This window comes from Aromatoleum evansii, assembly GCF_045689615.1.
Lineage (GTDB): Bacteria > Pseudomonadota > Gammaproteobacteria > Burkholderiales > Rhodocyclaceae > Aromatoleum > Aromatoleum evansii.
This window is the reverse complement of sequence record NZ_CP141259.1, coordinates 3,811,657-3,837,551: the sequence shown is the minus strand read 5'-3', so window position 1 is coordinate 3,837,551 and position 25,895 is coordinate 3,811,657. Positions and strand designations below refer to the sequence as shown.

The window sequence follows — 25,895 nt, the reverse complement described above, 5'->3', positions numbered from 1 at the left end:
TCGAATGGTTTCGAAGAGCAAGGCGCTACCGAAAGGCGTGAGTGCGGCGGATTTCGACAAGGCGGTGCGCGAGATCAGGGCCATCGTGGGCGACGAGCATGTGGTGGTCGATGAGGACAAGCTCGCGCCGTACCGCAAGATCATGATGCCGGTTCCGGACGAGCAGCACGAGCTGTCGGCGTCGGTGATGCCGGACGGCGTCGAGCAGATCCAGCGCATCATGAAGGTCGCCAACAAGTACCGCATTCCGGTTTATCCGGTGTCGACCGGGAAGAACCTGGGTTACGGTTCGGCGGCGCCGGTGCAGCGCGGGCAGATCGTGATGGACCTGCGGCGCATGAACCGCATCATCGAGGTCGATCCCGAGCTGTGCACGGCGCTGGTCGAGCCGGGCGTGACCTATCAGCAGCTCTACGACTACCTGCAGGAGCACAAGCTGCCGCTGTGGTTCTCGTGCCCGGCGCCGTCGGCGATCGCGGGGCCGGTGGGCAACATGGTGGACCGCGGTGTCGGCTACACGCCGTACGGCGAGCACTTCCTGTTCTCGTGCGGGATGGAGGTGGTGCTGGCGGACGGGAAGGTGCTGCGCACCGGCATGGGCGCGATGGAGAACTCGAACACCTGGCAGGTGTTCAAGTGGGGCTACGGGCCGACGCTGGACGGCATCTTCACGCAGTCGAATTTCGGCGTCGTGACCAAGATGGGCATGTGGCTGATGCCGGCGCCGCCGGATTTCCGCCCCTTCTGCATCCAGTACCCGAACGAGACCGACATCACCAAGATCGTCGAGGCGCTGCGTCCGCTGCGCATTGCGATGGTGATCCCGAACGCGGTGGTGATCGCGCACACGCTGTGGGAGGCGCCGTGCACGCCGGTGAAGCGCGCTGACTACCACACGGGGCCGGGCGCGATCAGCGACGAGGCGGTGAAGAAGATCCAGGCCGACCACAACATCGGCGCGTGGAACGTGTATGCGGGCCTGTACGGCACCAAGGAAACCAACGACGCGAACTGGAAGATCATCGAGGCCGTCGCCGCGGGCACGGGCGGCAAGATCATCACGCAGGAGCAGTCGAAGGGCAGCAAGGCGCTGGAGTACCGCTTCGACCTGATGAAGGGCAAGCCCAACCTCGGCGAATTCGGCCTGTACAACTGGCGCGGGGGCGGCGGCTCGATCTGGTTTGCGCCGGTGTCGCAGGCGAAGGGCGCGGAGACGCTCAAGCAGATGCAGATGGCGAAGACCATCCTCGGCAAGTACGGCTTCGACTACGTCGGCGAGTTCATCGTCGGCTGGCGCGACATGCACCACGTCATCGACCTGCTGTACGACCGCTCGAAGCCGGAGGAGATGGAGAAGGCGTACGCGTGCTACGACGAGTTGCTGCATACCTTCGCGAAGGAGGGATACGGCATGTACCGCGCGAACACGGCTTTCGCCGAGAAGGTCGCGGCGACCTACGGGCCGGTGAAGCGCGACGTCGAGAAGCGCCTGAAGAAGGCGCTGGACCCCAACAACATCATCGCGCCGGGACGGTGCGGCATCAGCCTGTAAGCGACGGTCTTGTGAGAGCGGCACAGTCGGATCGGCGCTGCGGGAGCTTCCCTGTGGGAGCGGCTTCAGCCGCGAACGGGCCGCGCAGCATGGAACGACGCCGATTCGCGGCTGAAGCCGCTCCCACGAAATGCAGGCATTAAATCGGGAGTGAATACATGAAGGAATACAAGCTGTTCATCGACGGTGAGTGGGTGCCGTCGTCGACCGAGACGATCCTGGACGACATCAACCCGGCGACCGGCGAGGTGTGGGGCCGGGTGCATCAGGCCTCGGCCGCGGACCTGGAGCGGGCGATTGCGGCGGCGTATCGGGCGCGCGAGGGCTGGGGCAACACCCTGGCGAACGAGCGTGAGGCGGTCCTGCTGCGTGCGGCCGACGAGCTGCAGAAGCGCATCCCGGAAGTGGCCGAGGTGCTGATCGACGAGGCTGGTTCGACCTTCGGCAAGGCGATGTTCGAGGCGAGCTTCGTCGTGAATCTGCTGCGCAGCGCCGCGGGCGAGTGCCGCCGCATCACCGGTGAGACGATGCCGTCGGACAGCCCCGGCGTGTTCTCGATGAGCGTGCGCCGTCCGCTGGGGGTGATCGCCGGCATCGCGCCGTTCAACTTTCCCTTCCTGCTCGCGACGAAGAAGGTGGCGCTGGCGCTGGCGGCGGGCAACACCTTCATCCTGAAGCCGGCGACGTACACGCCGGTGACGGGTCTGAAGATTGCAGAGATCTTCGAGGCGGCGGGGCTGCCGAAGGGCGTGCTGAACGTGGTGCCGGTGCAGGGCTCGGTGCTGGGCAACAAGTTCGTCGCCGATCCGCGCGTGCGCATGATCACCTTCACGGGCTCGACCGAAGTCGGGCGCGAGCTGTCGGCGGAGGCCGGCAAGCACTTCAAGCGCATCACGCTGGAGCTGGGCGGCAAGAGCCCGCTGATCGTGCTGAAGGATGCGGACGTCGACTACGCGGTGAATGCGGCGGCGTTCGGGATCTTCCTGCACCAGGGGCAGGTGTGCATGGCGAATTCCCGCCTGATCGTCGAGGCGCCGATCTTCGATGCCTTCTGCGACAAGCTCGCGACCAAGATCCGCGGCTTCAAGGTCGGCGATCCGCGCGATCCGCATACGGTGATCGGGCCGCTGATCGACCGCAAGCAGTGCGCGGTGCTGGACCGGCATGTGGCGGACGCGGTGGCGAAGGGGGCGAAGCTGCTGTCGGGCGGCAAGAGCGATGGCGCGTTCTACCAGCCGACCATCCTCGCCGGCGTGACGCCGGACATGGTGGTGTTCCGCGAGGAGAGCTTCGGCCCGGCGGTGTCGGTGATCCGCGCCGCGGACAGCGAGGAGGCGCTGCGGCTCGCCAACGATTCCTGCTACGGGCTGTCGTCGGGCCTCATCACCAACGACCTGCAGAAGGCCTTCGACCTGTCGCTGCGACTGGAGGCGGGGATGGTGCATATCAACGACGCCTCGATCATGGACGAACCGCATGTGCCGTTCGGCGGTATCAAGGACAGTGGCATGGGGCGCGAGGGCGGGCATCACTCGATGGACGAGATGACAGAGCTGAAGTGGATCACCGTGCAGATGGGCAAGCGGGCTTTCCCGTTCTGACCGGCATAAGAATCAGGGAGGAGACACGATGAAATTCAGATACATCACCGCAGCAGTCGCACTCGCAGTCCTCGCCGCCGGCAATGCCGTCGCGAAGGAGGGCGGCGACCAATATCCCAACGGCGCCGAAAGCTGGCTGGCGGGGGCGGTGCCGCCGCCGGGCAACTACTTCCTCAACTATTTCGGCCACTACAGCGGCAAGCTGCGCGACGGGAGCGGCGACAAGGTGCCGGGGGCCGAGGTGGACGCGTGGTTCGACGCGCTGCGCTTCATCAAGATGACTGACACGAAGATCCTCGGCGGCGACTGGGGGATGCATCTCATCGTGCCGGTCGTGCAACAGAAGGTGAAGCTGGGCGGGGACAGCAAGACGGTGACGGGGCTGGGCGACATCACCTTCAACCCGATCATCATCGCGTGGCACACCAAGAACCTGCACTGGACGGTGGCGCTTGACCTCAACATGCCGACCGGGGCCTACAAGTCGGGCGATCCGAGGAAGAGCATCGGCACGAACTACTGGAGCCTGGAGCCGATCTTCGCGGCGACCTGGCTGTCGGACGACGGCTGGGAGGTGTCCGGCAAGTTCATGTACAACATCAAGCGCAAGAACAAGGACTTCCGCCTCGCGCCCGGCATGCCCAAGATGGATTACGAGTCGGGCGACGATTTCCATATGGATTACGTCCTCGGCAAGCACTTCGGGCCGTGGGCGGTGGGTCTTTCGGGTTATTACCTGAAGCAGACCGAGAACGACAAGCTGGAGGGCGAGACTCTGCCGGAGGTCCCGGGGGTGTGGTCGAAGGGGCGCAAGGGCGAGGTGTTCGCGATCGGGCCGAGCGTGAGCTACACGAACAAGAACGGCACGATGTTCATCGCGCAGTGGCACCACGAAACGGAAGCCGAGAACCGTTTTCGCGGCGACAAGGCGTGGTTCAAGCTAGTGCTGCCGTTCTGAGGCCTGTGGCGTTCATTCCGTGCGATAGACGGTGAGGTGGTCGGTACCGGATTCCGGCGCCCACACCTCGCCGCGCCGCCCGAGGATCTGGCGGATTGCGGCGTTCGAGTCGAGGGAGGGGAAGGTCTCGAAGCGCTCGCTCGCCGGGTCGAAGCGGTGCATCGCGTTTGCGCCGAAGTCGCTGACCCACACGTGGTCGCGCGCGTCGACGTAGACGGCGTAGGGCTTGGGGCCGTCGCCGGGTACCCGCCACGCGCGCCATTCCCGGGTCTTGGGGTCGAAGCGCGAGAGTTGCCCCGAGTTCCATTCGCTGACCCAGATCCAGCCCTTGCTGTCCGACCACACGCGCCGTGCGCCCTGGTTCGGCGTCGGCGGCTCGATGACTTCGGCCTTGCCGGTCTGCGTGTCGATGCGCGCGATGTGGCTGCCGGCGAGCGAGGCGTAGTAGATCTCGCCGCCCGGTGTGGCCGTGATGCCGTAGGGGCCGCGGCCGCGCGGGGCGTCGAACACCTGCACCGCGCCGGTCCTGGTATCGAGCCGACCGTAGATGCCCGACTGGCCGGTGAACCACAGGATGCCCCTGCCGTCGAAGGCGGCGGTGTTTAGGTTGGCGTAGCCGCCTTCGGGCAGGGGGTAGCGCGTGACTTCGAAGGACCTGGGATCGACACGGACGATCGCATTGAGCCCGCTGTCGGTGATCCATGGCGCGCCGTCCGGGCCGACGATCACGCCGTGCGGCGCGGAGCCGCGGCCGAGCGGGATGTGGCGCGTCTTCCCGGTGGCGGGGTCGAGGACGCCGAGCGCGCCCTGCCGCTGCGCGGTGTACCACACCGGTCCACCGGGTTCCGATGCCGGCGCGATGTCGTGCGGGTGTGCGCCCGCGGGAACTGCAAAGCGCTCGACACGTACTTCGCCTGCCCCTGCGACGGACGTCGCGACGAAGAGCAGGGCTCCGATCCAGTTGATCCCGCGCATCGCCCGTCCTCCTTCCGCCGCTCATTGTTCCTGTGCGAGCCGGATCCACTCCTCCGGCCCCACATGTGCGACGACCTCGAATCCGCCGCGACCGTCCGGACGTAGCACAGCCGCACCGGCCTCCACCGGGCGTCGGTCGGAGACCAGCATGAATACGTTTCCATGCGCGACCAGCACGGTGTTCGTTCCCTTCGGCGGCGGAGTGGCCATCAGCCGTTTCGCGGCGTCGCGCAGCGCGGCGGTTCCGCCGGCATGGTCGGCATGGGACTCGTTGATCAATGCGCGGGTTACGGCGACGTCGCCAAGGCCGAGCAATCGTGCCGTCTCCTGGGTGCGGCAGAATTCGCTCGCGAGGACTTGTCCGACCGGGATCTTCAGTCGCCGCAGTGCGTCCCCGACCTGGCGGGCCGTTTCACGGCCGGCCTCCGAAAGCTGGCGCATTCGCGCTGGCGCGCAGCTTGCCCAGCCCGCATCCTTCGATCGGTCCGATTGCGTCCAGTCCGTCTGGGCGTGCCGGAAGTAGAGTACGTAGCCGCCCGTGCGCAGCGCTTCGATCAGCGCCGCATCGGCCGCGTGCGCCGTGGATGGCAGGGCCTGCAGCAAGAGGACAAGGGCCGCGGCAAGGCAGCGCAGCGAGGACATTTTCGACTCCGGGCCGGTCGATGTTCCGCTATAGCACAGATCGCGAACCTTGCCCGGCGCACGGGGCGCGCGCCGGGGTGAGCGGGCCTTGATCAGCCGAGGTCGAGCTCGACCTTGGCGGTCAGCGAATTGGCGATGAAGCAGCGCTTGTGGGCGCTGGCGTGGATCGCGGCGAGCGTGTCGGCGTCGGGTTGCTTGTCGACGAAGCCGACGCGCGGCGACAGGACGATGCGTGTGAGCGCCATGCCCTTGTCCGTCTTGCCGAGTTCGCCGACCGGATTGTCGCTGTAGTGGGCCACCGGGAAACCTTTCACGTCCGCGAGCGCGAGGAAGAACAGCATGTGGCAGCTGGCGAGGGCGCTGATGACCATTTGCTCGGGGTCGGCACAGTGCGGATCGCCGAGGAAGTCCGGCGACGAGGACATCTTCACCTGTTGGCCGCCGGCCATGGTGGCGACGTGGTTGCGGGTGAAGGTCTTCGGGTCGGCTTCGTGCGGGGCGCGGGACCATTCGATCGTGGCAGTGTGCATGGACATCGGGGGCTCTCCTCAACGGTACTTCTTGTAGACGGCCCGCGCGTCGGCGTGGGCGCGGTCGAGCGTGCAGATCGACGGATCGTCGTCGTGCAGCGTGAAGAAATCGTCCGCCTGGGCGCGCATCACCATGTCGATGGCGGCCTGGTCTTCGATGTTGTACTTCTCGGTGATCAGCGTCGTGACTTCATCCAGATGTTCTTCGTAGGTCATTTCGTATTCCTTGCCTGCGCGCGCAGCATGTAGAGGTACAGCGACTCCACCTTTTCGCGCGCCCAGGGGGTGCGCCGCAGGAATTTCAGGCTGGAAGGGATGCTGGGCTCGTGCGTGAAGCAACGGATGGCGATGTGCTCGCCGAGCGACGCCCAGCCATAGTGCTCCACCAGGCGGGTCAGCATGGCTTCGAGCGTGACGCCGTGGAGCGGGTTTCCGGGTTGTGGGGCTGTCACGATGGGGTCGTGGCTGCGTTCCGGATGACGCAGTCGTAGAGCACGTCGGGGCACAGGTCTGCGCCATTTGGCCAGACGATCGTGCCGAGTTCCGGAGCGACACGCACCGTGCGGAAGTAGCTGGCGTCGCTCAGCGGCGCAAATACTCCGTCGAATGTGCCGATGATGCTTGCGATGTCGACGACACCGATACTGCCGTCATCGAACCTGAGTTCGAGGCATGGTGGGGTGAGGACCTTCACGGCCGTTACGTCGTGCATCACCATGGCGTTCACTCCAATGGGGCAATACGCTTGAGTTCGGCATGAACCCTTGCAAGTTCCCAATCTTCCATCAAATCGGCGCGATGTGCTGCGGCCCATTCGATCAGGAGGCCGAGTGCCCGCGGCGGGAATGATCCGGCCAACACCGCAAGGGTTTCGATGGCGATCTCGACTTTATGTTCGCCGTACCGCGCATGAAAGTGCGGTGGCGCGTGGTCGTTGTAGAACATCGCCACGATGATGCCGAGAAAGCGGGAAATTTCGGGCATGCCCGGACGCCTCAGCGGTGCTCGGGAAAGATCTTCTGCAGCAGCGTGACCAGGGTCGTGCGTTCGTCCTCGTTGAGGTGCTCGACGAGCCGCTTTTCGTGTTCCTGCACGCGGCGCTTGAGCTTCTTGAGCAGGGCGACGCCATCGGCGGTGAGCACGAGGGAGTTCGAGCGGCGGTCGTTTTCGGCCGGACGGCGCTCGACCAGGTTGCGGCGCTCGAGGTTGTCGATGACGGAGACGACGGTCGAACGGTCGAGGTGGGCGGCGCGGGCGAGCTCGGTCTGCTTGAGCCCCGCGTTGGCCTCGATGATCACGAGAATGCCGAACAGGCCGGGGGTGACGTCGAATTCGCCGAGCCCTTCGGCAAAGTCACGGAAGATCGCGATCTGCGCCAAGCGCAGCTGGTAGCCAGCCAGGCTGGGGAGCATGCCGAAGTCGAGGCCTTTCCTTTCCGTCGATTTTTTTTGTGTCATGGAATGAATATGGGGAAAAACAAAACGTTGGGTCTCCCAAGTATGCCGTCCAAACGTTGATAAAAATAGTGGAACACAAACAATTTGACATGGAGCAATGCGATCGGTAGAGTTTGCTCATCGGGGCGCGTGCTTCACGCGCCGGTTCCAGTCGTCGCAGACGGAGGGTCGAATGAGCGGGCAGACGGTTTCCCTGGTGATGGCAGGCAGCGGCGGGGCGGGGGTGGTGACCGCGGGCAGCCTGCTGCTGGAGGCAGCGGCGCGCGCCGGCTGGTACGCGTACATGACGCGCTCGTCGGGCCCGCAGATCCGCGGCGGTGAGGCGGCGGTGATGCTGCGGCTGGGCACGGAGCCCATCGCCTCGCATGACGACTGCTTCCACCTCCTGGTGGGCGTCGACTGGCAGAACGTCGGCCGCTTCGCCGCCGAGATCCCGTTGGGGCCGCATAGCCTGATCATCGGCGACCCCGGCGAAGGCGAGACTCCTGAAGTGTTTACCCGCAGCGGCGCGCAGCAGATCGCGCTGCCGATGAAGGCGCTGGCGAAGAAGATCCCCGACGGACGCCCCAACATGGTCGCCTTCGGCGCGATCGCCGCCTTGATCGGCCTCACCGAGGATGTCGTCGTCGGCGTGCTGCGCGACACCTTGAAACGCAAGGGCGAGGAGGCGATTGCCGCGAGCCTCGCTGCCTTCCGCGCCGGCGTCGAAGCGGCGGCCGATTTCCCCGCCGTGCCGCGCCTGCCCGCGGGCAAGGCGGACACCAGCGAGCGCTGGAGCATCACCGGCAACGAAGCGACCGGCATGGGCGCGCTGCGCGGCGGCGTGCGCTTCGTCGCCGCCTACCCGATCACCCCGGCGACCGAAGTCCTCGAATGGCTCGCTCCCGCGCTGCCCAAGGTCGGCGGCGTGCTCGTGCAGGCCGAAGACGAACTCGCCTCCATCAACCAGATCATCGGCGGCTCCTACGGCGGCGTGCCCTCGCTCACAGCTACCTCCGGCCCCGGCCTCGCGCTGATGACCGAATCGCTAGGCCTCGCCGTGGCGGCCGAAGTTCCGATCGTCGTCATCGACGTGATGCGCGTCGGCCCCTCGACCGGTATCGCGACGAAGTCCGAACAGGCCGACCTCAACATTGCCGTGTATGGCCTGCACGGGGATGCCCCGCACCTCGTGCTCGCCCCGACCTCGGTCGCCGACTGCCTGTTCACGACCCAGTGGGCCGTGCATCTCGCCGAAAGCCTGCAGACCGCCGCCATCGTCCTCACCGACCAGGCGATGGGGCAGGCGCGGGCAGTTATGCCGCGCGCGGCCGCAGTGAGCTTCATCGGCCAGCGTGAGAGGCCCGCGGCGCTGGCCGAAGGCGTGCAGTACAAGCGCTACGCCAACACCGCCTCGGGCGTCTCGCCCATGGCCATTCCCGGCATGGCGGGCTTCATGTACACGGCCGATGGCCTCGAACACAACGAGACCGGTACCCCCTCGTCGCAAGCGTCCGATCACCAGGCCCAGCTCGATAAGCGCCTGAGAAAACTCACCGGCTACAACTACGGCGACCACTGGGCCGACATCACCGGCGATGAGGATGCCGACACCGCGATCCTCACCTGGGGCTCGAGCGCTGGCCCCGCGCGCGAGGCGCTCGCCCGCCTGCGCGCCGCCGGTCACCGGGTGAAACTCGTCGCCGTGCGCCTGATCTCGCCGGTGCAGCCGGAGAAATTCGCCGCCGCGCTCGAAGGCGTCGAGCGCGTGCTCGTCGTCGAGCAATCGCACAGCGGCCAGTTCCACCGCTACCTGCGCGCCCAGTACGACCTGCCGCGCCAGGTGCGCACGCTGCACCATCCCGGACCGCTGCCGTTTCGCCCCGGCGCCATCGTCGAACACATCACCCAGTGGAGCTGAGCATGGACGCCTGCGTCAAACAGCGGGAATACACCGCCAAGGACTACAAGTCGGAAGTGAAGCCGATCTGGTGCCCGGGCTGCGGCGACTACTCGGTGCTCGCCGCGATCACCCGGGCGCTCGCCTCGATGCAGCTCGCGCCGGAGAACGTCGCGGTGGTGTCGGGCATCGGCTGCTCCTCGCGCATCCCGGCCTACACCAGCGTGTATGGCTTCCACGGCGTGCATGGCCGCGCGCTGCCGGTCGCCACCGGCCTCAAGATCGCACGCCCCGACCTCACGGTGCTGGTGACGGGCGGCGACGGCGACGGCTTCTCGATCGGCGGCAATCACTTCCTGCACGCCTGTCGCAGGAACGTCGACCTCACCTACATCGTCATGGACAACCAGGTCTACGGCATGACCAAGGGTCAGGCCTCGCCGACCACCGAGCCGGACTGGGAGGGCAGCAAGCTCACCCCGGACGGCGCGGGCATCGAGTCCTTCCATCCGCTGGTGGTGGCACTGGCCGCGGGGGCGAACTTCGTTGCGCGTTGCTCGAGCTCGGACCCCAACAACGTCGCCGACATCATCACCCAGGCGATCCGCCACCCGGGCTTCTCGCTGGTGCAGGTCTTGAGCCCGTGCGTGACCTTCCGTCCCGAACAGCAGGAGTGGAAGCACATGGTGCGCACCGCGGTGGTGGATGTGACCGACGACGCCGCACGCGCCGCCCGGCGCCTGATGACCGACGACGGCTTCAACGTCGGCAAGGTGCTGTACAAGGGCAACCGCCCGGCCTGGCAGCCGGAGCCGAAGGGCGCAGTGGCGGTGGCGGAACTGGAAGCCGATTTCGCGCTGTGACGGCGATCAGCGCGGGGTGCGGGCCTATCGAGCGCACCCCCAACCCCAGCAGAGACAATCATTTCCAGAACAACGAGGAGATCAAGAAAATGGCGCTGCAAATCATCGACGACTGCATTACCTGTGACGTGTGCATTCCGGAATGCCCGAACGAGGCGATCTCGGCCGGCGGCGAATACTTCGTCATTGACGCTGGCAAGTGTACCGAGTGCGAAGGGCACTACGATACGCCGCAGTGCAAGGAGGTCTGTCCGGTCGAAGCGATCGTGCCGCTGGCGGCGTAATCACCGTGAACGTAGGGCGGGAGTAGCGCAGCGTATCCCGCCGCGCGGCCGTACCGCCATGCTCCACCCGCGAACGGCGGGATACGCCTCTGGCTACTTCCGCCCTACGAGAACATTCCCGTTACCCTTGGGCGAAGATCAATTTTCCGCCGTTTCCGTTTCCGTGGGCTCCGTTTCGAGTCCGCCGAAGCGTTTGTAGTAGTAGGGCGCCGCGGCCGGCAGTGCGCCGCTCGGTGTTTCGCACACCGCCATCAGGTGCTGCTGTGCATGCCGCCAGGTGATCTGGTAGATGGCGCGTGACAGTGCGCGTGCCGCAGTCCCGCTCCAGTCGCGCGGCATCAGTTGCACGGGGAGTTGCGGATCGTGCAGCAGCGCGCGGCGGAACTCGTGCATGGTCAATGTCTGGATCAGGAAGCACTGCTCGGGGTCGAGTGCGCGCGTGCTGCGCAGGGAGCGGAGGACGGGGCGCATGCGCTCCGAGAATTCGCTGTAGGTCGCCTCGATGGCGTCGAGATTCCAGCATTCGCGTGCAAGATCCTGCAGCGGCTTGGTCGACAGGGCGCCGATCGTCGACGCCTGCATGGGCACGACCTTGTCCTGCGTGCCGGTGTCCTGAAGGATTTCCTGCAGCGTTTCGGTGTCGGGCGATGGGTGGCCCATGACGCCCGGTGCGACGTTGCCGTAACCCGCCCACGACAGCTCCTTGCGCAGGGTGTCGCGCTCGGGCGAGCCCAGCGTGGACGGCAGCACGACCAGCTGCCATTCGCCGTTCCAGGTGTCCTGCGGGGTGTCGTAGATGCGGCGGTAGGCGTGCTCGAAGCGCCGGCGGCCCGAGGCCGTGAGGCTGTAGTAGCTCTTGCGCCCGATCTGTTCCGATTCCAGCCAGTTGTCCTGCGACAGGCGATACACGCTGGTGCGCACCATTCGCTCGTTCAGGCCTAGGGGCTCGACCAGCCGGATGAAGCTGCCGAGCCAGACGGTGCCGCCGTGCGGCGCGATGAAGTCGCCGTAGACGGTGATGATCAGGGAGTTCGCGCGCACCCGGCGCTCGGCCAGGTAGTCGTTGATCCACTGTTCGAGAAAACGGCTTTTCATTGATTTTTCACTGTTATTTCGTACGTCCGCGGGCCGCTGAGGGGATGGGGTGGGACGATTCTAACGCCATGTCGCAAGCGCTGGATACGAGCACGATGCGACGGGTGAAGTGAAGCGCGCCGGGGGTGTTGTCCGTTATTGATGTAAGTCAAACAATGAGGAAAAAAGCGATACAAAAAGATTGACCGCGTGACGTTCAGTTTGTATCGTGAACGCAAGTCGTAGGGGCCGTGGCGTCGGTATCGGCAGGCGACTCAGATCCGGTTAGCGAGGTGGACGATGCGGCACGGTGCGATTTCGATGGCAGATGCTCACGGGATTTACGGCGTGGATCGCTGGAGCGACGGCGCAGCGGTTCGCGCCGAGGATTCGGTGGCCGAGGAAGTGCCGGTCGCGCTGGTTTACAACGGTTTTTCGCATGCCGTGATGATGGCCACGCCGCAGGACCTCGAGGACTTCGCGCTCGGGTTCAGCCTGAGCGAGGGCATCGCCGGCGACGCCCGCGAGATCCTCGACATCGAGGTCCTCGAGCACGCGCATGGCACGGAAGTGCAGATGCAGCTGGCGGGCGAGCGCTTCGCCCAGCTGCGCGCCCGCCGCCGCGCGATGACGGGGCGCACCGGCTGCGGCATCTGCGGCGTCGAGAGCCTCGATCAGCTCGCCTGTCGGCCGATCGCGAAGGTCGGGGCGACCGGCATGCTCGATGTGGGCGCCCTGCAGCGCGCCCAAGGCGAGCTGCAGTCGCGCCAGCAGCTCTTCGAGCTCACTGGCGCCGTGCATGCCGCCGCGTGGTGTGGTTTCGACGGTCGGGTCGAGCTGGTGCGCGAAGACGTCGGCCGGCACAACGCGCTCGACAAGCTCATCGGCGCCATTGCCGGCGAACGCCGCTCCTTCGCCGACGGTTTCCTCTTCATGACCAGTCGCGCGAGCTACGAGATCGTGCAGAAGTCCGCGGCGGTCGGCATTGCGGTGGTGGCGGCGGTCTCCGCTCCCACCGGCATGGCGGTGCGCGTCGCACAGGCTGCGGGCCTCACGCTGATCGGTTTTGCGCGCGGCGAGCGCCACAGCATCTACTCGCATCCCGAGCGGGTTCACTAAAAAAGCAAACGGGGGAGACATGCCCACAACCACCAATCCGCAGTCGGTGCGAAAGGTCCCGAGCTACTGCTACAACTGCGTGGCAGGACCGGACTTCATGAACGTGAAGGTCGTCGACGGCGTCGCGACCGAAATCGAGCCGAACTTCGCCGCCGAAGACATCCACCCGGCGCGCGGCCGCGTTTGCGTGAAGGCTTACGGCCTGGTGCAGAAGACCTACAACCCGCATCGCGTGCTGCAGCCGATGAAGCGCACCAACCCGAAGAAGGGGCGCAACGAGGATCCGGGCTTCGTGCCGATCTCGTGGGACGAAGCACTGGACCTGGTCAGCGCCAAGCTGACGTCGGTGCGTGCGAAGGGGCTGGTCGATGATTCCGGCCTGCCGCGCGTCGCCGCGACCTTCGGGCATGGTGGCACGCCCGGCATGTACATGGGTTCGCTGCCGGCCTTCCTCGCCGCGTGGGGTCCGATCGACTACAGCTTCGGCTCGGGTCAGGGCGTCAAGTGCGTGCATTCCGAGCACCTGTACGGCGAATTCTGGCACCGCGGTTTCACCGTCGCGGCCGATACGCCGCTCGCGCGCTACGTGATTTCGATCGGGTCCAACGTCGAAGCCTCGGGCGGACCCTGTGCGGTGACGCGCCATGCCGACGCCCGCGTGCGCGGCTACAAGCGCGTGCAGGTAGAGCCGCACCTGTCGGTGACGGGTGCCTGTTCGGCCGAATGGGTGCCGATCCGCCCGAAGACCGACCCGGCCTTCATGTTCGCGCTGATCCACGTGCTGGTGTGCGAGCAGGGGCTGGACAAGCTCGACGTGGCCTTCCTGCGTGACCGCAGCTCGTCGCCGTATCTTGTCGGGCCGGACGGCCTGTACTTGCGCGACGCCGACAGCGGCAAGCCCCTGCTGTGGGACGAACGCAGCGGCCGTGCGGTGCCGTTCGACACGGAAGGGACGGTGCCCGCCGTGGCCGGACGTTTCCATGTCGAAGGCGCGATCAGCATCGACGCAGACGATGCGCGCCAGCAGTTCGACGTCGCCGAGGGCGTGACGGCCTACACCAAGCTCGTCGAGCACATGGAGAAATACACGCCGGAGTGGGCGGAGTCGATCTGCGACGTGCCCGCCGCGACGATCCGCCGCATCGCGCAGGAATACCTGGAAAACGCTTCGATCGGCGAGACCATCGAGATCGACGGCCAGACGCTGCCGCTGCGCCCGGTCGCGGTGACGCTGGGCAAGTCGGTGAACAACGGCTGGGGCGCCTTTGAGTGCTGCTGGGCGCGCACGCTGCTCGCGACGCTGGTCGGGGCGCTGGAGAACCCGGGTGGCACGCTGGGCACGACGGTACGGCTGAATCGCCCGCACGACAACCGTCTGCTGAGCGTGAAGGCAGGCGAAGATGGCTTCATGGCGCAGTACTTCAACCCGACGGACAAGGAGCACTGGGTCGCGAAGCCCACCGGGCGCAACATCCATCGCACGCTGGTGCCGATCGTCGGCAACACCGCGTGGAGCCAGGCGCTGGGGCCGACGCAGCTGGCGTGGATGTTCCAGCGGGAGGTGCCGGAAGACTGGAACATGCCCATGCCGACGCTGCCCGACGTGTGGTTCATCTACCGCACCAATCCGGCGATCTCGTTCTGGGACACGCGCACGCTGGTCGAGGAGATCGCGAAGTTCCCCTTCACGGTGTCCTTCGCCTACACGCTGGACGAGACGAACTGGATGGCGGATCTGCTGCTGCCCGAGGCAACCGACCTCGAATCGCTGCAGATGATCAAGGTCGGCGGCACGAAGTTTGTCGAGCAGTTCTGGGAGCATCGCGGCGTGGTGCTGCGCCAGCCGGCGGTCGAACCGCAGGGCGACACGCGCGACTTCACGTGGATCAGCACGCAACTGGCGAAGCGCACGGGGCTGCTGGAACAGTACAACAACGCGTTGAACCGCGGTGCCGGGGGCGGCGCGCCGCTGAAGGCGGATGGCTACGACTACAGCCTCGATGTGGGCAAGGAGCACGGTGTCGAGGAGATCTGGGACGCCGTATGCCGCGCGTCGAGCGCGAGCCTCTCCGAAGGGCGCGAGGTGCATGACCTGGAGTGGTTCAAGGAGCACGGCTTCTACACGGTGCCGATGTCCAAGGTCGAGTGGTACCTCAGCCCGACGCTGGCACAGCAGGGGCTGCGTTACGAGATGCCTTACCAGGAGCGTCTGCTGCGCATCGGCCGCGAGCTAGGCAATCGCCTGCACGAGCACGAGATGCACTGGTGGGACGAACAGCTTTCCGAATACGCCGCGCTGCCCGAATGGCACGATGTGCCGGGCCGCTGGGCGCAGCAGATCAGGAACGCCGGCGGCAAGCCGGAGGACTTCCCGCTGTGGCTGCTCGCGACCAAGAGCATGCAGTACCACACGGGCGGCAACGCGAGCATCGCGTTGATGCGCGAGGTTGCGCAGAACGTGCGCGGTCACACCGGCGTGATCATGAACGCGAAAACCGCGAAGAGCCTCGGCATCAGCGACGGCGACCGCATCGAGGTGCGCTCTCACATCGGCGCGACCTACGGCGACGCCGTGCTGGCGCAGGGCGTGCGGCCCGACACGCTGGTGATCCTGGGCCAGTTCGACCACTGGGCGACGCCGCTCGCCAAGGACTTCGGCATGCCCAGCCTGAACACGATTGCACCCATGTCGATGGAACTGACCGATGCAACCGGCTCCGGCTCCGACATCGTGCGGGTGGCGGTGCGCAAGGTCGCGCGCGAGGAGACCGCACAATGACCCGCTACGCGATGACCATCGACCTGCGCCGCTGCGTGGGTTGCCAGACCTGTACCGCCGCTTGCAAGAACGCCAACGCAACGCCGCCGGGTGTGCAGTGGCGGCGGGTGCTGGATCTCGAGACGGGCGAATTCCCGGACGTGCGCCGCAGCTTCGTGCCGGTCGCGTGCATGCACTGCGACGAACCTCCGTGTGAGGAAGTGTGCCCGACAAAGGCGACGACCAAGCGGCCCGACGGCCTGGTCGCCATCGACTACGACACCTGTATCGGCTGTGCGAACTGCGTGATGGCTTGTCCCTACGAGGCGCGCTCCATCGTGCATGAGGCGAAGTTCGCCTACGGCGACAAGCCGATCAAGTCGGAAGAGGTGCGCTTCGACCCGTCGCGCATCTCGGTGTCGATGAAATGCACCTTCTGCATCGACCGCATCGACCTCGCCGCGAAGACCGGCCAGGTGCCGGGGCGCGACCCGGAGGTCACGCCGGCCTGCGTCAATTCCTGCATCTCCGGCGCGATGGCCTTCGGCGATCTTGACGACCCGGAAAGCAAGGTCAGCCGCCTGATCGCCGAGAACAAGACCTTCCGCATGCACGAGGAACTCGGTACCGGGCCGGGCGTGTATTACATCTGGGACAAAGGATAAGCGGGCATGAAGACTCAGAAGATCCGGCCGGGAGAGCGCGTCGCGCCGCGGCAGCAGCACAACTGGGACTGGCGTGCGGCATCGAACTTCATCGCCGGTGGGGCGGGAGGCGGATTGCTCGCCTTCGCGGCCTTCGCCAGCCTGTGGGGCACGGACGTGCGCGCGCTGCTCGTCGCTGGCATGGCGCTGATCGGCGCGGGGCTCACCTGCGTGTGGTTCGAGATCGGCAAACCGTGGCGCGCACTGAACGTGTATCGCCACGCGGCGACCTCGTGGATGACGCGCGAGGCGGCGGTCGCACCCTTCGTGTTCGGCTGCGGCGTGCTGGCACTGCTGACGGAACAGCTGCTCTTCGTACTGCTGACCGGCGTGTTCGGTGCCTGTTTCGTGTACGCGCAGGCACGTATCCTGGCCGCGGACAAGGGTATCCCCGCCTGGCGCCATCCGCGCTGCCTCCCTCTGGTTGCAGCGACCGGATTTGCCGAAGGCGCGAGCCTGCTGGCGGTGGCAGCACCCTTCGTGATTCCGCAGGTTGCGGGGCAGATCGCCGTGGCAGTCTGTGCGCTGGTGCTGCTCCTCGTGCGCGTCTTGCTGTGGCGCAATTATCTGCGCGGGTTGCGCACCGACGGCGCCCCAATCGGCAGCCTGCGTGCGCTCTCGGCGATCGACGGGCAATTCCTGAAGTACGGCAACCTGCTGCCGGCCGCGCTGCTGCTGGTCGGCGTGCTCGGCGCGCCGCTTGCCGGGGCCGCGCTGGTGCTGGCCGGCCTCGCGGCGGTGGCAGGCGGATGGTGGGTGAAATACACGCTCGTGCGGCGGGCAGCCTTCACGCAGGGCTTTGCCTTGCCGCATCTGCCGGTGCGGGGGCGCGGCACCTCGGGTGCGGGCGTGAAACCAGGCTGGGGTGGCGTCTAGACGAGGGGACTAGCGCGTGAAATTGAAGCGGACAAGGTCGTCGTGACCCCGTGGGAGCGGCTTCAGCCGCGAATGCGCCCGGTGGCGCAAAGGCGGTCAATTCGCGGCTGAAGCCGCTCCCACGTGAAGCCTCTGCACAAGGTTCGCGGTACTGATTAATTACAACACAGGGGCTATCGAGCCCCGTCCCTGCACTGCAGGAGGAGACGAGATGTACGAAGTACGCTTCCATGGCCGGGGCGGCCAGGGTTCAGTGATGGCGTCCGGCATGCTGGCCGCGGCGATGGTCGAGGAGGGCAAGTACGCGGTGTCGATCCCGTCCTTCGGGTTCGAGCGCCGCGGCGCCCCGGTGGTGTCCTTCCTGCGCATGAGCGAGCGCGAGATACGCCAGCTCACCAACATCTACCAGCCCGACTGCATCGTGTGCGTCGATCCGACGCTCACCAAGTCCGTCGATATTTTCGCCGGCATGAAGGCGGGCGGCACGCTGGTGCAGGCGACGCATCATCCACTTTCCGAGCTCGCGCTTCCGGGTTGCGTCTCAACGGTCGGGCTGCTCGACGCGGTGAAGATCGCGCTCGAGATCTTCAAGCGCCCGATCACCAACACGCTGATGCTCGGCGCCTTCGCGAAGACCACCGGCGTCGTGTCGCTCGAATCGCTGAAGCGCGCGCTCGAAGATTCCGAGTTCCGCGACGCGGGGCTCGCGCAGAACATGACGGCACTGGAGCGCGGCTATGCCGAGGTGGCCGTGCATCACATCGAAAGGAGGGCCGCGGCATGAGCCGGCACCAAAGCTATCCGCTGTTCAACCTCGAACAGGCCGGCGTCCCGGACGACCTCTGTCCGGTCGCGACGGTCGTCAGCCCCATGCTGCCCGGCGACTGGCGCAGCATGCGGCCGGTGGTCGATCGCGACAAATGCGTGAAATGCGCGGTGTGCTGGCTGTACTGCCCGGTGCAGTGCGTCGAGGAGCACGCCGCCTGGTTCGACTTCAACCTCAACACCTGCAAGGGCTGCGGCATCTGTGCCAACGAGTGCCCGCAGCGGGCGATCACGATGATCGGGGAGGTGCAATGAGCACCGCGACGCTGGAAAAGGCAGTGGCGGCCGAAGCGCCGCGCAAGCAGAAGGTGATCCTCGCCGAAGGTAACGAGGCCGCCGCGCTCGGCGTCGCGCTCGCGCGGCCAGATATGGTGTCGGTGTATCCGATCACGCCGCAATCCTCGCTCGTCGAGCACGTCGCCAAGCTGATCGCCGACGGCCGCATGGATGCCGACATCGTCGACGCCGAAGGCGAGCACTCGGTACTGTCCGTGCTGCAGGGCGGGGCGCTGGCGGGCGCGCGCACCTACACCGCGACCTGCGGCCCCGGCCTCGCCTTCATGTTCGAACCGTATTTCCGCACCTCCGGCATGCGCCTGCCCATCGTGCTGACCATCGTCACGCGCGACGGCATCACGCCGCAGTCGGTGTGGGGCGGCCATCAGGACGCGATGACCGTGCGCGAGGCGGGCTGGATCCAGGTGTATTGCGAGAGCGTGCAGGAGGTGCTCGACACGACGGTCATGGCCTTCAAGATCGCCGAGCACCACGACGTGATGCTGCCGGTGAACGTGTGCCTCGACGGCAACTACCTCTCGTATGGCGCCTCGCGCGTCGAGCTGCCGGACCAGGCCGACGTCGATGAATTCATGGGCGAGAAGAACGTTAACTGGCACGTCGCGCTTGATCCGCTGCGCCCGATGGCGGTCGATCCGCTCACCGGTGGCACCACCGGCAAGGGCCCACAGACCTTCGTGCGCTACCGCAAGGGCCAGTGCCGCGGCATGCAGAACGCGCTCTCCGTAATCGAGGAGGTGCATGCGGACTGGGCCAAGCGCATAGGCCGCAGCTTCGCGCCGCTGGTCGAGGAGTACCGGCTCGACGACGCCGAGTTCGCGATCATGACGCTGGGCAGCATGACCGGCGCCGCAAAGGACGCCGTTGACGAGGCGCGCGAGGCCGGCAAGAAGATCGGCCTCATCAAGATCAAGACCTTCAGCCCCTTCCCCGTGGAGGCGCTGAAGAAGGCGCTGGGCAAGGTCAAGGCCCTGGGCGTCATCGACCGCTCGGTGGGTTTCCGCTGGAACTGCGGGCCGATGTACCAGGAGACGCTGGGCGTGCTGTACCGCCTCGGCCGCCACATCCCGTCGATCAGCTACATCGGCGGGCTGGCCGGTGCGGACATCACGATCCCGCACGTGCATCGCGTGATCGACGAGACCGAGGCGCTGCTCAATGGCGCCGTCGCGCCTACCGAGCCGGTCTGGCTCAACGAGAAGGATTAAGCCATGGCACGAACCGTAGGGCGGGAGCAGCGCAGCGAATCCCGCCAATCCAGCGGCAAGAACACGGCGGGATGCGCGTTGCTCCTCCCGCCCTACGCAACCTGCCGTGCCAACCGAGATTGAGGCCAGCATGGACCGAGCCATCGAACACACCAAATACCTGATCGCCGGCAGCAGCCACGCTGCGCTCGAGGCGATCAACGCGATCCGCATGCATGATGCGGAAGGGCCGATCACCGTCGTCACGCGCGACGCGCACCTGCCGTACTCGCCGACCGTGCTGCCCTACGTCGTGTCGGGCAAGTCGGCGCCCGAGCGCATCTTCCTGCGCGATGACGACTTCTTCGCGCGCAACAAGGTCGCCTACCGTCCGAAAGCCGCGCTGAAGGCGCTGCACGCCGATCGCAACACGGCCGAGCTCGCCGACGGCTCCAGCGTGGTCTACGAAAAGCTGCTGCTCGCGACCGGCGCCTCGCCTGCGATTCCGCCGATCCCCGGCATCGACACCGTCTCCTACCACGTGCTGCGCACCTTGGACGACGCGTTGAAGTTGCGCGGCGCGATCGCCGAGTCGAAGCAGGCCGTCGTCCTCGGCGCCGGCCTCGTCGGCATGCACGCCGCCGAGAATCTGGTGAAGGCGGGCGCCAGCGTCACCATCGTCGAGATGAGCGAACAGCTCACCTCCGGCTACTTCGACAAGGTCGCTGCGGACATGATCGAGCAGGCCTTCCGCGACGCCGGCGCGAAGATCATGACCGGCAGCCGCGTCGTGCGCCTGGAGCCGACTGCCGCCGGCGCGAAGCTGACGTTGGAGAACGGCACGACGCTCGAAGCCGACCTGCTGCTCGTCGCGACCGGCGTGAAGCCCGAGATGGACTATCTCAACGGCAGCGGCGTCGAGCACGCGCAGGGCATTCTCGTCGATGACCGCATGCAGACCACCGCGGAGAACGTCTGGGCCGCGGGCGACTGCGCCCAGGCGCGCGGCTTCTTCACCGGCACGAAAGTGATGAACGCGATCCTGCCCGACGCGACGATCCAGGGCCGCGTCGCCGGCATGGCGATGGCGGGTGACCCGGGCGTCAAGGACTACGCCGGCGGCGTGCCGCTCAACACCTACCACTTCTTCGGCCGCCACGCGATCTCGGTCGGGTCGAGCACGGTCCCCGAAGGCGGCGAGGTGGTCACGCGCTTCGACGAGGCCAGCGGCCGCTACCTGAAGGCGATCTTCGGGCCGGACGGACGTCTTACCGGCATCTTCGGCGTGAATGAATTCTTCGACGGCGGCGTCATGGCGCAACTGATCCTGCGCCGCACCGACCTCACGCCGCTGCGCAGCCGCTTCGTTGCGAATCCGCTCGCAGTTGGCCGCGAAATCATGTCGCAGACCTGGCGCTAAGGAGCCATCAATGGGACGAGCTTACAGCACCATCGCCTTCGACCCCGCCAAGTGCGACGGTTGCGGCGATTGCATGACGGCCTGCGCGCAGGCCAAGACCGGCACGGACGACATCGCGCGTTCGCGCATCCAGATCTACGGCAGGGAGGGCGCCGCTGACAAGACCTTCGAACTCGCGCTGTGCCGCCAGTGCGCGGACCCCAAGTGCGTGACCGTCTGCCCGGCCGGCGCGCTGAACAAGGACGGTACGAGCGGCGTGATCGGCTGGGATGCCACGAAATGCGTCGATTGCCTGTTGTGCACGGTGGGCTGCGCCTACGCCGGCATCGCGCTGGACGAAGCGACGGGTCACGTCGCCAAGTGCGATACCTGCGACGGCAACCCGGCCTGTGTGCCGGCCTGTCCGCACGGCGCGCTCAAGCACATCACCACCGCCAACATCTACAACGAGGTCGGCGACTGGGAAGACCTCTTCGCGCCGGGCCTCGCCGGCTGCCAGGGTTGCAACACCGAACTGCTGATGCGCCACACGCTGCGCCGCGTCGGCCCCGACACCGTGCTCGCGACGCCGCCGGGCTGCGTGCCGGGCATGGGCTCGGTGGGTTTCAACGGCACCACCGGCACCAAGGTCCCCGTCTTCCACCCGCTGCTCACCAACACCGCTGCGATGCTCGCCGGCATCAAGCGCCAGTACAAGCGTGTCGGCCGCGACGTGCAGGCGCTGGCGATCGCGGGCGACGGCGGCGCGTCGGACGTCGGCTTCCAGTCGCTGTCCGGTGCCGCCGAACGCGGCGAGCAGATGCTCTTCATGGTCGTCGACAACGAGGGCTACATGAACACCGGCATGCAGCGCTCGAGCTGCACGCCCTACGGCGCCTGGACCTCGACCACGCCGGTTGGCGAGACCTCGCGCGGCAAGACGCAGGACGCGAAGAACCTGCCGCTGATCATGGTGAACCACCGCTGCGCCTACGTCGCGACGGCCTCCACCGCGTACATGGAAGACCTGTACGACAAGCTCGACAAGGCCATCGCCGCCTCCAAGAACGGCTTCGCCTACCTGCACGTGTATTCGCCCTGCACGACCGGCTGGCGCTTCCCGTCGAACCTCAACATGGAAGTTGCGCGCAAGGCCGTTGAGACCAACTTCGTGATGCTGTGGGAATACACGCCGCAGGACGGTCTGCACTTCACGAAACCGGTGGATGACCCACTGCCGGTCACGGACTACCTCAAGGCGATGGGGCGATTCCGCCACCTCACGTCGGAGCAGGTCGAGCACATCCAGAAGAAGGTCGTCGAAAACCAGAAATTCGTTGAACGCATGACGGAGCACGCACATGTCGGCTAGGGATGGTTTTGCAGTACCGAAAGGGGCAGCACGGGACACACTGGATCCGATCGAGACCGCGAGCCGCGACGAACTCGCCGCGCTGCAGCTCGAACGGCTCAAATGGAGCCTGCAGCATGCCTACGACAACGTCGCGCACTACCGCCAGGCATTCGACGAGGCCGGCGTGCATCCGGCTGACCTGAAGCAGCTCTCGGATCTGTCGAAGTTCCCCTTCACGACGAAGAAAGAGCTGCGCGACAACTACCCCTACGGCCTTTTCGCGGTGCCGATGCGCGACATCGTGCGCGTGCACGCCTCGTCCGGCACCACCGGCCAGCCCACGGTCGTCGGCTACACGAAGAAGGACATCGCGATGTGGGGCACCGTGATGGCGCGCTCGCTGCGCGCGGCAGGCGGCACGCCCGACGACATCATCCTCAACTCGTACGGCTACGGCCTCTTCACCGGCGGTCTCGGCGCCCACTACGGCGGCGAAGCGCTCGGCGCGACCGTGATCCCGATGGGCGGCGGCAATACCGAGAAGCAGATCCAGCTGATCCGCGAGTTCAAGCCGACCATGATGATGGCGACCCCGTCCTACATGCTCACGGTCGCCGACGGCCTGCAGGAAATGGGCATCGACCCCGCCTCGACGACCCTGCGCGTGGGCGTCTTCGGCGCCGAACCCTGGACCAACGAGATGCGCCGCGAGATCGAGACGCGGCTGGGCATCGATGCGATCGACATCTACGGCCTGTCCGAGGTGATCGGCCCGGGCGTCGCGTGCGAGTGCATCGAGACCAAGGATGGCCCGCACATCTGGGAAGACCACTTCTATCCGGAGATCATCGACCCTGTCACCGGCGAAGTCCTGCCCGACGGCACGCCGGGCGAGCTCGTGTTCACGTCGCTGACGAAGGAGGCGCTGCCCATCGTGCGCTACCGCACGCGCGATCTCACCGTGCTGCTGCCCGGCACCGCGCGCACGATGCGCCGCATCGGCAAGATCACCGGCCGCAGCGACGACATGCTGATCATCCGCGGCGTGAACGTCTTTCCGACGCAGATCGAGGAAATCTTGCTGCGCCACGACAGCCTGTGCGGCCACTACCAGCTGCAGATCACGCGTCCGGGCCATATGGACGAGCTCACCGTGCTCGCCGAAATCCGTCACGACCTCTCCGACTCGGTCAATGAGGCACAACGCTCGAAGATCGCCGCCGAAGTCCGGCACGAGATCAAGAGCCGCGTGGGTGTCAGCGCGGACGTCCAGATCGTCGAGACCGGCCGCATCGAGCGCACTCAGGTCGGTAAGGCCAAGCGCGTGATCGACAAGCGGCCGAAGGAGTGATGCAGGGGTTTTGAGGCCAAGGGTCAGAAAACAAACAACGGCCACACCAGAAGTGGCACGGATGGAGACACACCAGTGAATGATCGGACCACCATCAGTCCCGGCGACGCGCTGAACGCAGCCACCGGCGATCTGTTCAAACAGGCAGCATCCGAAGGGCGCGACGCCCTCAACGCCGACGAGCTGCAGCGCTTCGTCGCGAGCTTCGGCGCAGCGCTCGCCGAAGGCGTTCCCGGCGGTGTCGACCTGCGCATCGCCCTCGAAAATACCCGCGAGTTCGGCGTGCTCCTCACGGCCGGGCAGGGCGGCCTCGACGGCGCCCTCGACCGCGCCAACTTCCGCAAGGACCGCGCCGCCGTCTCCGCGTCCGTCGAACTCACCGACGCGGCCGACTTCCTGCGTCTCTTCCGCCGCACCGTCGCCTACCAGAAGATGGCCGCGCTCGCGCAGCGCGACGGCCGCCGCGCCCCGGACCCCGTGCTCGAATTCTGCTTCGGCCTGATGCTGGGGCTCGGCCGCGAGTTTTCCGTGCAGAACCCCGAGGCCCTGTTCGTCATCCAGCGCATCGAACTCGACCAGGTGCAGTTCGCGAAGAAGCCGACCGTCGGCGCAGCACGTGTCGAGTTCGGCAAGCCCGTCGCCGGCCGCCTGCCGCGTCCCGTGAACAAGATCGACAAGCTAATCCACCCCCAGTCGATCGGCATCGTCGGCGTGTCCGCGAGCGGCATGAACTTCGGCCGCATCATCCTCAAGAACCTGATGGGCAGCGGCTACGCGAAAGAGAAGCTGACCATCATCCGCCCCGGCGAGACCGAGATCGACGGCGTGCGCTGCGTCGAGAGCCTTCGCGCGCTGCCCGCGAAGCTCGACCTCCTGATCGTCGCGGTACCCAACGACGCGGTATACGAACTCGTCGACGAGATCATCGCCACCGATGCCGTCGAATCCGTGATGCTGATCCCCGGCGGCCTCGGCGAAACCGCGAAGAGCCGCGAACCTGCTGCCGCACTGGCTGCGAAGATCAACGCCGCGCACGCCAATCCGGGTGGCGGGCCGGTGTTCCTCGGCGCGAACTGCCTCGGCGTCGTCTCGCATCCGGGCGGCTACGACTCCTGGTTCATCCCGCTCGAACGCCTGCCCAAGCCGCAGAAGAAGGCGCAGCGCAACTCGGTGATGCTCAGCCAGTCCGGCGCCTTCATGATCACGCGCATCTCGCAGAACCCCTGGCTCGACCCCGCCTACATGCTCGCGCTCGGCAACCAGACCGACCTCACGCACGGCGACATGCTGGGCTTCTTCGCCGAACGTGAAGGCATCGACACGCTCGGCATCTACATCGAAGGCTTCAAGGATGGCGACGGCCTCGACTTCGCGAGGGCGGTGCGCAAGGCGGTGCTCAAGGGCAAACAGGTCGTGGTCTACAAGTCGGGCAGGACCGAAGCAGGGGCGGGTGGCGTCATGGGTCACACCGCGTCGATCGCGGGCGATCCGGTCCTCTTCGATGCCGTGCTGCGCCAGGCCGGCGCGATCGTCGCCGAGGACTTCAACACCTTCGACGACCTCTTCTATATCGCCGGCGCGCTGCACGGCAAGAAGGTCGGCAAGCGCCTGGGCGCGATCAGCGGCGCCGGTTTCGAGGCCGTCGGCATGGCCGATTCGACCGCGACGGAAACGTCCTCGCTGGAAATGGGCGCGCTCGAAGCCGCGACCGTCGAGCGGGTGCAAACCATCCTCGCCGCCAAGCGCCTCGACGCGCTGGTCGAGGTGCGCAACCCGATCGACATCAACCCGGGCGCCGACGACGGCGTGCACCTGCAGATCACCGAGGCATTCCTCGACGACCCCAACATCGATGCCGTCGTCGTCGGCCTCGACCCGACCGCGCCGTCGATCCGCGGCCTCGAAACCAGCAAGCTGCGCCCCGGCTACGACCTCTCGGACCCGAACGGCACCGTGCATATCTACCCGCCGCTCGCAGCGAAGAGCGACAAGCCGGTCATCGGCATCGTCGACGGCGGCTCGCTCTACGACGCCATGGCCGCAAAGCTGATGGACCAGGGCGTATGCGTGTTCCGCAACTGTGGCCGCGGCACGAGGGCGCTGGCACGCTACGTCGAGGCCCGCGTCGAAGCGGACGCGATCCGCGCACGCGAAAACTAATCCGATCCGCAACGAACCCCGCGCCGGCATGGACCGGCGCCTCACACGAA

At 66.4% G+C, this 25,895-nt stretch carries 26 protein-coding genes; 17 read left to right on the top strand and 9 right to left on the bottom strand.

Annotated elements, in window-relative coordinates; translation table 11 throughout:
* The first annotated feature begins 4 nt into the window (after positions 1-4).
* The 3 genes from U5817_RS17960 (at position 5) to U5817_RS17950 (ending at position 4,111) form a co-directional block, all read left to right on the top strand.
* Positions 5-1,552, top strand: a complete 1,548-nt coding sequence (locus tag U5817_RS17960) for an FAD-binding oxidoreductase (protein ID WP_407278300.1) — start codon at positions 5-7, stop codon at positions 1,550-1,552.
* Positions 1,553-1,710: 158 nt separating this feature from the next.
* Positions 1,711-3,153: an aldehyde dehydrogenase family protein gene (locus U5817_RS17955; RefSeq protein WP_407278299.1), complete on the top strand. Its 1,443-nt coding sequence runs from the start codon at positions 1,711-1,713 to the stop codon at positions 3,151-3,153.
* A gap of 28 nt (positions 3,154-3,181) precedes the next feature.
* A complete protein-coding gene (locus tag U5817_RS17950) occupies positions 3,182-4,111 on the top strand; it encodes a transporter (RefSeq protein ID WP_407278298.1) in 930 nt (309 codons plus the stop codon).
* Between the two features lie 12 nt (positions 4,112-4,123).
* Here the strand turns inward: U5817_RS17950 and U5817_RS17945 are convergent, their stop codons facing one another.
* The 8 genes from U5817_RS17945 to U5817_RS17910 all read right to left on the bottom strand — a co-directional run bounded on the left by U5817_RS17945 (position 4,124) and on the right by U5817_RS17910 (position 7,670).
* Positions 4,124-5,086 (bottom strand): lyase, encoded by a 963-nt coding sequence (locus U5817_RS17945; RefSeq protein ID WP_407278297.1) that lies wholly within the window; start codon positions 5,084-5,086, stop codon positions 4,124-4,126.
* Between the two features lie 21 nt (positions 5,087-5,107).
* Entirely contained in the window at positions 5,108-5,728 is a 621-nt protein-coding gene (locus U5817_RS17940; protein WP_407278296.1) for a histidine phosphatase family protein, read from the bottom strand.
* A 92-nt stretch (positions 5,729-5,820) separates the two neighbouring features.
* The gene (locus U5817_RS17935; RefSeq protein ID WP_169131966.1) at positions 5,821-6,264 is read right to left on the bottom strand and encodes an OsmC family protein; all 444 of its coding nucleotides are present in this window, start codon (positions 6,262-6,264) and stop codon (positions 5,821-5,823) included.
* A 12-nt stretch (positions 6,265-6,276) separates the two neighbouring features.
* Positions 6,277-6,474, bottom strand: coding sequence for a hypothetical protein (locus tag U5817_RS17930; protein ID WP_407278295.1), 198 nt, complete (start codon positions 6,472-6,474; stop codon positions 6,277-6,279).
* The gene (locus U5817_RS17925) at positions 6,471-6,710 is read right to left on the bottom strand and encodes a VF530 family protein (protein ID WP_169131968.1); all 240 of its coding nucleotides are present in this window, start codon (positions 6,708-6,710) and stop codon (positions 6,471-6,473) included. Before U5817_RS17925 ends, U5817_RS17930 begins: the two co-directional genes overlap by 4 nt.
* Positions 6,707-6,976, bottom strand: coding sequence for a DUF2442 domain-containing protein (locus U5817_RS17920; RefSeq protein WP_211167284.1), 270 nt, complete (start codon positions 6,974-6,976; stop codon positions 6,707-6,709). The genes U5817_RS17925 and U5817_RS17920 overlap by 4 nt, the downstream gene beginning before the upstream one ends.
* Positions 6,977-6,981: 5 nt before the next feature.
* On the bottom strand, positions 6,982-7,242 hold the full coding sequence (locus U5817_RS17915; protein WP_169131969.1) for a DUF4160 domain-containing protein: 261 nt from the start codon (positions 7,240-7,242) through the stop codon (positions 6,982-6,984).
* Between the two features lie 11 nt (positions 7,243-7,253).
* Positions 7,254-7,670, bottom strand: a complete 417-nt coding sequence (locus tag U5817_RS17910; protein WP_407278294.1) for a MarR family winged helix-turn-helix transcriptional regulator — start codon at positions 7,668-7,670, stop codon at positions 7,254-7,256.
* Positions 7,671-7,887: 217 nt separating this feature from the next.
* Here U5817_RS17910 and U5817_RS17905 point away from each other — a divergent pair, with 217 nt between their 5' ends.
* From U5817_RS17905 to U5817_RS17895, 3 genes are all read left to right on the top strand, one after another.
* Entirely contained in the window at positions 7,888-9,615 is a 1,728-nt protein-coding gene (locus U5817_RS17905; RefSeq protein WP_407278293.1) for a 2-oxoacid:acceptor oxidoreductase subunit alpha, read from the top strand.
* 2 nt (positions 9,616-9,617) lie between these two features.
* Positions 9,618-10,457 carry a 2-oxoacid:ferredoxin oxidoreductase subunit beta gene (locus tag U5817_RS17900; RefSeq protein ID WP_169131972.1) on the top strand — a complete coding sequence of 280 codons (840 nt, stop codon included), beginning with the start codon at positions 9,618-9,620 and terminating at the stop codon, positions 10,455-10,457.
* Between the two features lie 89 nt (positions 10,458-10,546).
* Positions 10,547-10,741 carry a YfhL family 4Fe-4S dicluster ferredoxin gene (locus tag U5817_RS17895; protein ID WP_407281097.1) on the top strand — a complete coding sequence of 65 codons (195 nt, stop codon included), beginning with the start codon at positions 10,547-10,549 and terminating at the stop codon, positions 10,739-10,741.
* A gap of 138 nt (positions 10,742-10,879) precedes the next feature.
* On the opposite strand, the gene paaX is transcribed toward U5817_RS17895, so the two are convergent.
* The gene (gene paaX, locus U5817_RS17890) at positions 10,880-11,836 is read right to left on the bottom strand and encodes a phenylacetic acid degradation operon negative regulatory protein PaaX (protein ID WP_169131973.1); all 957 of its coding nucleotides are present in this window, start codon (positions 11,834-11,836) and stop codon (positions 10,880-10,882) included.
* 300 nt (positions 11,837-12,136) lie between these two features.
* Between paaX and fdhD the strand changes: the two genes are divergently transcribed.
* The 11 genes from fdhD to U5817_RS17835 all read left to right on the top strand — a co-directional run bounded on the left by fdhD (position 12,137) and on the right by U5817_RS17835 (position 25,845).
* The gene (gene fdhD / locus U5817_RS17885) at positions 12,137-12,934 is read left to right on the top strand and encodes a formate dehydrogenase accessory sulfurtransferase FdhD (protein ID WP_407278292.1); all 798 of its coding nucleotides are present in this window, start codon (positions 12,137-12,139) and stop codon (positions 12,932-12,934) included.
* Positions 12,935-12,953: 19 nt separating this feature from the next.
* The gene (locus tag U5817_RS17880) at positions 12,954-15,713 is read left to right on the top strand and encodes a molybdopterin-dependent oxidoreductase (protein ID WP_407278291.1); all 2,760 of its coding nucleotides are present in this window, start codon (positions 12,954-12,956) and stop codon (positions 15,711-15,713) included.
* A complete protein-coding gene (locus U5817_RS17875; protein ID WP_407278290.1) occupies positions 15,710-16,357 on the top strand; it encodes a 4Fe-4S dicluster domain-containing protein in 648 nt (215 codons plus the stop codon). Before U5817_RS17880 ends, U5817_RS17875 begins: the two co-directional genes overlap by 4 nt.
* A gap of 6 nt (positions 16,358-16,363) precedes the next feature.
* The gene (locus tag U5817_RS17870) at positions 16,364-17,272 is read left to right on the top strand and encodes a DmsC/YnfH family molybdoenzyme membrane anchor subunit (RefSeq protein ID WP_407278289.1); all 909 of its coding nucleotides are present in this window, start codon (positions 16,364-16,366) and stop codon (positions 17,270-17,272) included.
* Positions 17,273-17,483: 211 nt separating this feature from the next.
* Positions 17,484-18,056 carry an NADH-dependent phenylglyoxylate dehydrogenase subunit gamma gene (padE, locus tag U5817_RS17865; protein ID WP_407278288.1) on the top strand — a complete coding sequence of 191 codons (573 nt, stop codon included), beginning with the start codon at positions 17,484-17,486 and terminating at the stop codon, positions 18,054-18,056.
* A complete protein-coding gene (gene padF / locus U5817_RS17860) occupies positions 18,053-18,352 on the top strand; it encodes an NADH-dependent phenylglyoxylate dehydrogenase subunit delta (RefSeq protein WP_407278287.1) in 300 nt (99 codons plus the stop codon). The genes padE and padF overlap by 4 nt, the downstream gene beginning before the upstream one ends.
* Positions 18,349-19,602: an NADH-dependent phenylglyoxylate dehydrogenase subunit alpha gene (padG, locus tag U5817_RS17855; protein ID WP_169131980.1), complete on the top strand. Its 1,254-nt coding sequence runs from the start codon at positions 18,349-18,351 to the stop codon at positions 19,600-19,602. Before padF ends, padG begins: the two co-directional genes overlap by 4 nt.
* Before the next feature lie 130 nt (positions 19,603-19,732).
* On the top strand, positions 19,733-21,001 hold the full coding sequence (gene padH, locus U5817_RS17850) for an NADH-dependent phenylglyoxylate dehydrogenase subunit epsilon (RefSeq protein ID WP_407278286.1): 1,269 nt from the start codon (positions 19,733-19,735) through the stop codon (positions 20,999-21,001).
* 10 nt (positions 21,002-21,011) lie between these two features.
* Positions 21,012-22,352: an NADH-dependent phenylglyoxylate dehydrogenase subunit beta gene (gene padI, locus U5817_RS17845; RefSeq protein ID WP_407278285.1), complete on the top strand. Its 1,341-nt coding sequence runs from the start codon at positions 21,012-21,014 to the stop codon at positions 22,350-22,352.
* Positions 22,342-23,685 carry a phenylacetate--CoA ligase PaaK gene (paaK, locus tag U5817_RS17840; protein WP_407278284.1) on the top strand — a complete coding sequence of 448 codons (1,344 nt, stop codon included), beginning with the start codon at positions 22,342-22,344 and terminating at the stop codon, positions 23,683-23,685. Before padI ends, paaK begins: the two co-directional genes overlap by 11 nt.
* Before the next feature lie 75 nt (positions 23,686-23,760).
* Positions 23,761-25,845, top strand: a complete 2,085-nt coding sequence (locus tag U5817_RS17835) for a CoA-binding protein (RefSeq protein ID WP_407278283.1) — start codon at positions 23,761-23,763, stop codon at positions 25,843-25,845.
* The last annotated feature ends 50 nt before the right edge of the window (positions 25,846-25,895 follow it).

What these genes read in the sequence shown, in the direction of transcription:
- paaX (WP_169131973.1), bottom strand. Translation starts at nt 11,836, where the DNA reads ATGAAAAGCCGTTTTCTCGAACAGTGGATCAACGACTACCTGGCCGAG.
- U5817_RS17875 (WP_407278290.1), top strand. Translation starts at nt 15,710, where the DNA reads ATGACCCGCTACGCGATGACCATCGACCTGCGCCGCTGCGTGGGTTGC.
- fdhD (WP_407278292.1), top strand. Translation starts at nt 12,137, where the DNA reads ATGGCAGATGCTCACGGGATTTACGGCGTGGATCGCTGGAGCGACGGC.
- U5817_RS17935 (WP_169131966.1), bottom strand. Translation starts at nt 6,264, where the DNA reads ATGTCCATGCACACTGCCACGATCGAATGGTCCCGCGCCCCGCACGAA.
- padI (WP_407278285.1), top strand. Translation starts at nt 21,012, where the DNA reads ATGGGACGAGCTTACAGCACCATCGCCTTCGACCCCGCCAAGTGCGAC.
- paaK (WP_407278284.1), top strand. Translation starts at nt 22,342, where the DNA reads ATGTCGGCTAGGGATGGTTTTGCAGTACCGAAAGGGGCAGCACGGGAC.
- U5817_RS17955 (WP_407278299.1), top strand. Translation starts at nt 1,711, where the DNA reads ATGAAGGAATACAAGCTGTTCATCGACGGTGAGTGGGTGCCGTCGTCG.
- U5817_RS17945 (WP_407278297.1), bottom strand. Translation starts at nt 5,086, where the DNA reads ATGCGCGGGATCAACTGGATCGGAGCCCTGCTCTTCGTCGCGACGTCC.
- padH (WP_407278286.1), top strand. Translation starts at nt 19,733, where the DNA reads ATGGACCGAGCCATCGAACACACCAAATACCTGATCGCCGGCAGCAGC.
- U5817_RS17895 (WP_407281097.1), top strand. Translation starts at nt 10,547, where the DNA reads ATGGCGCTGCAAATCATCGACGACTGCATTACCTGTGACGTGTGCATT.
- U5817_RS17940 (WP_407278296.1), bottom strand. Translation starts at nt 5,728, where the DNA reads ATGTCCTCGCTGCGCTGCCTTGCCGCGGCCCTTGTCCTCTTGCTGCAG.
- U5817_RS17950 (WP_407278298.1), top strand. Translation starts at nt 3,182, where the DNA reads ATGAAATTCAGATACATCACCGCAGCAGTCGCACTCGCAGTCCTCGCC.
- U5817_RS17930 (WP_407278295.1), bottom strand. Translation starts at nt 6,474, where the DNA reads ATGACCTACGAAGAACATCTGGATGAAGTCACGACGCTGATCACCGAG.
- U5817_RS17915 (WP_169131969.1), bottom strand. Translation starts at nt 7,242, where the DNA reads ATGCCCGAAATTTCCCGCTTTCTCGGCATCATCGTGGCGATGTTCTAC.
- padG (WP_169131980.1), top strand. Translation starts at nt 18,349, where the DNA reads ATGAGCACCGCGACGCTGGAAAAGGCAGTGGCGGCCGAAGCGCCGCGC.
- U5817_RS17905 (WP_407278293.1), top strand. Translation starts at nt 7,888, where the DNA reads ATGAGCGGGCAGACGGTTTCCCTGGTGATGGCAGGCAGCGGCGGGGCG.
- U5817_RS17920 (WP_211167284.1), bottom strand. Translation starts at nt 6,976, where the DNA reads ATGGTGATGCACGACGTAACGGCCGTGAAGGTCCTCACCCCACCATGC.
- U5817_RS17960 (WP_407278300.1), top strand. Translation starts at nt 5, where the DNA reads ATGGTTTCGAAGAGCAAGGCGCTACCGAAAGGCGTGAGTGCGGCGGAT.
- U5817_RS17880 (WP_407278291.1), top strand. Translation starts at nt 12,954, where the DNA reads ATGCCCACAACCACCAATCCGCAGTCGGTGCGAAAGGTCCCGAGCTAC.
- padF (WP_407278287.1), top strand. Translation starts at nt 18,053, where the DNA reads ATGAGCCGGCACCAAAGCTATCCGCTGTTCAACCTCGAACAGGCCGGC.
- U5817_RS17910 (WP_407278294.1), bottom strand. Translation starts at nt 7,670, where the DNA reads ATGCTCCCCAGCCTGGCTGGCTACCAGCTGCGCTTGGCGCAGATCGCG.
- U5817_RS17900 (WP_169131972.1), top strand. Translation starts at nt 9,618, where the DNA reads ATGGACGCCTGCGTCAAACAGCGGGAATACACCGCCAAGGACTACAAG.
- U5817_RS17870 (WP_407278289.1), top strand. Translation starts at nt 16,364, where the DNA reads ATGAAGACTCAGAAGATCCGGCCGGGAGAGCGCGTCGCGCCGCGGCAG.
- padE (WP_407278288.1), top strand. Translation starts at nt 17,484, where the DNA reads ATGTACGAAGTACGCTTCCATGGCCGGGGCGGCCAGGGTTCAGTGATG.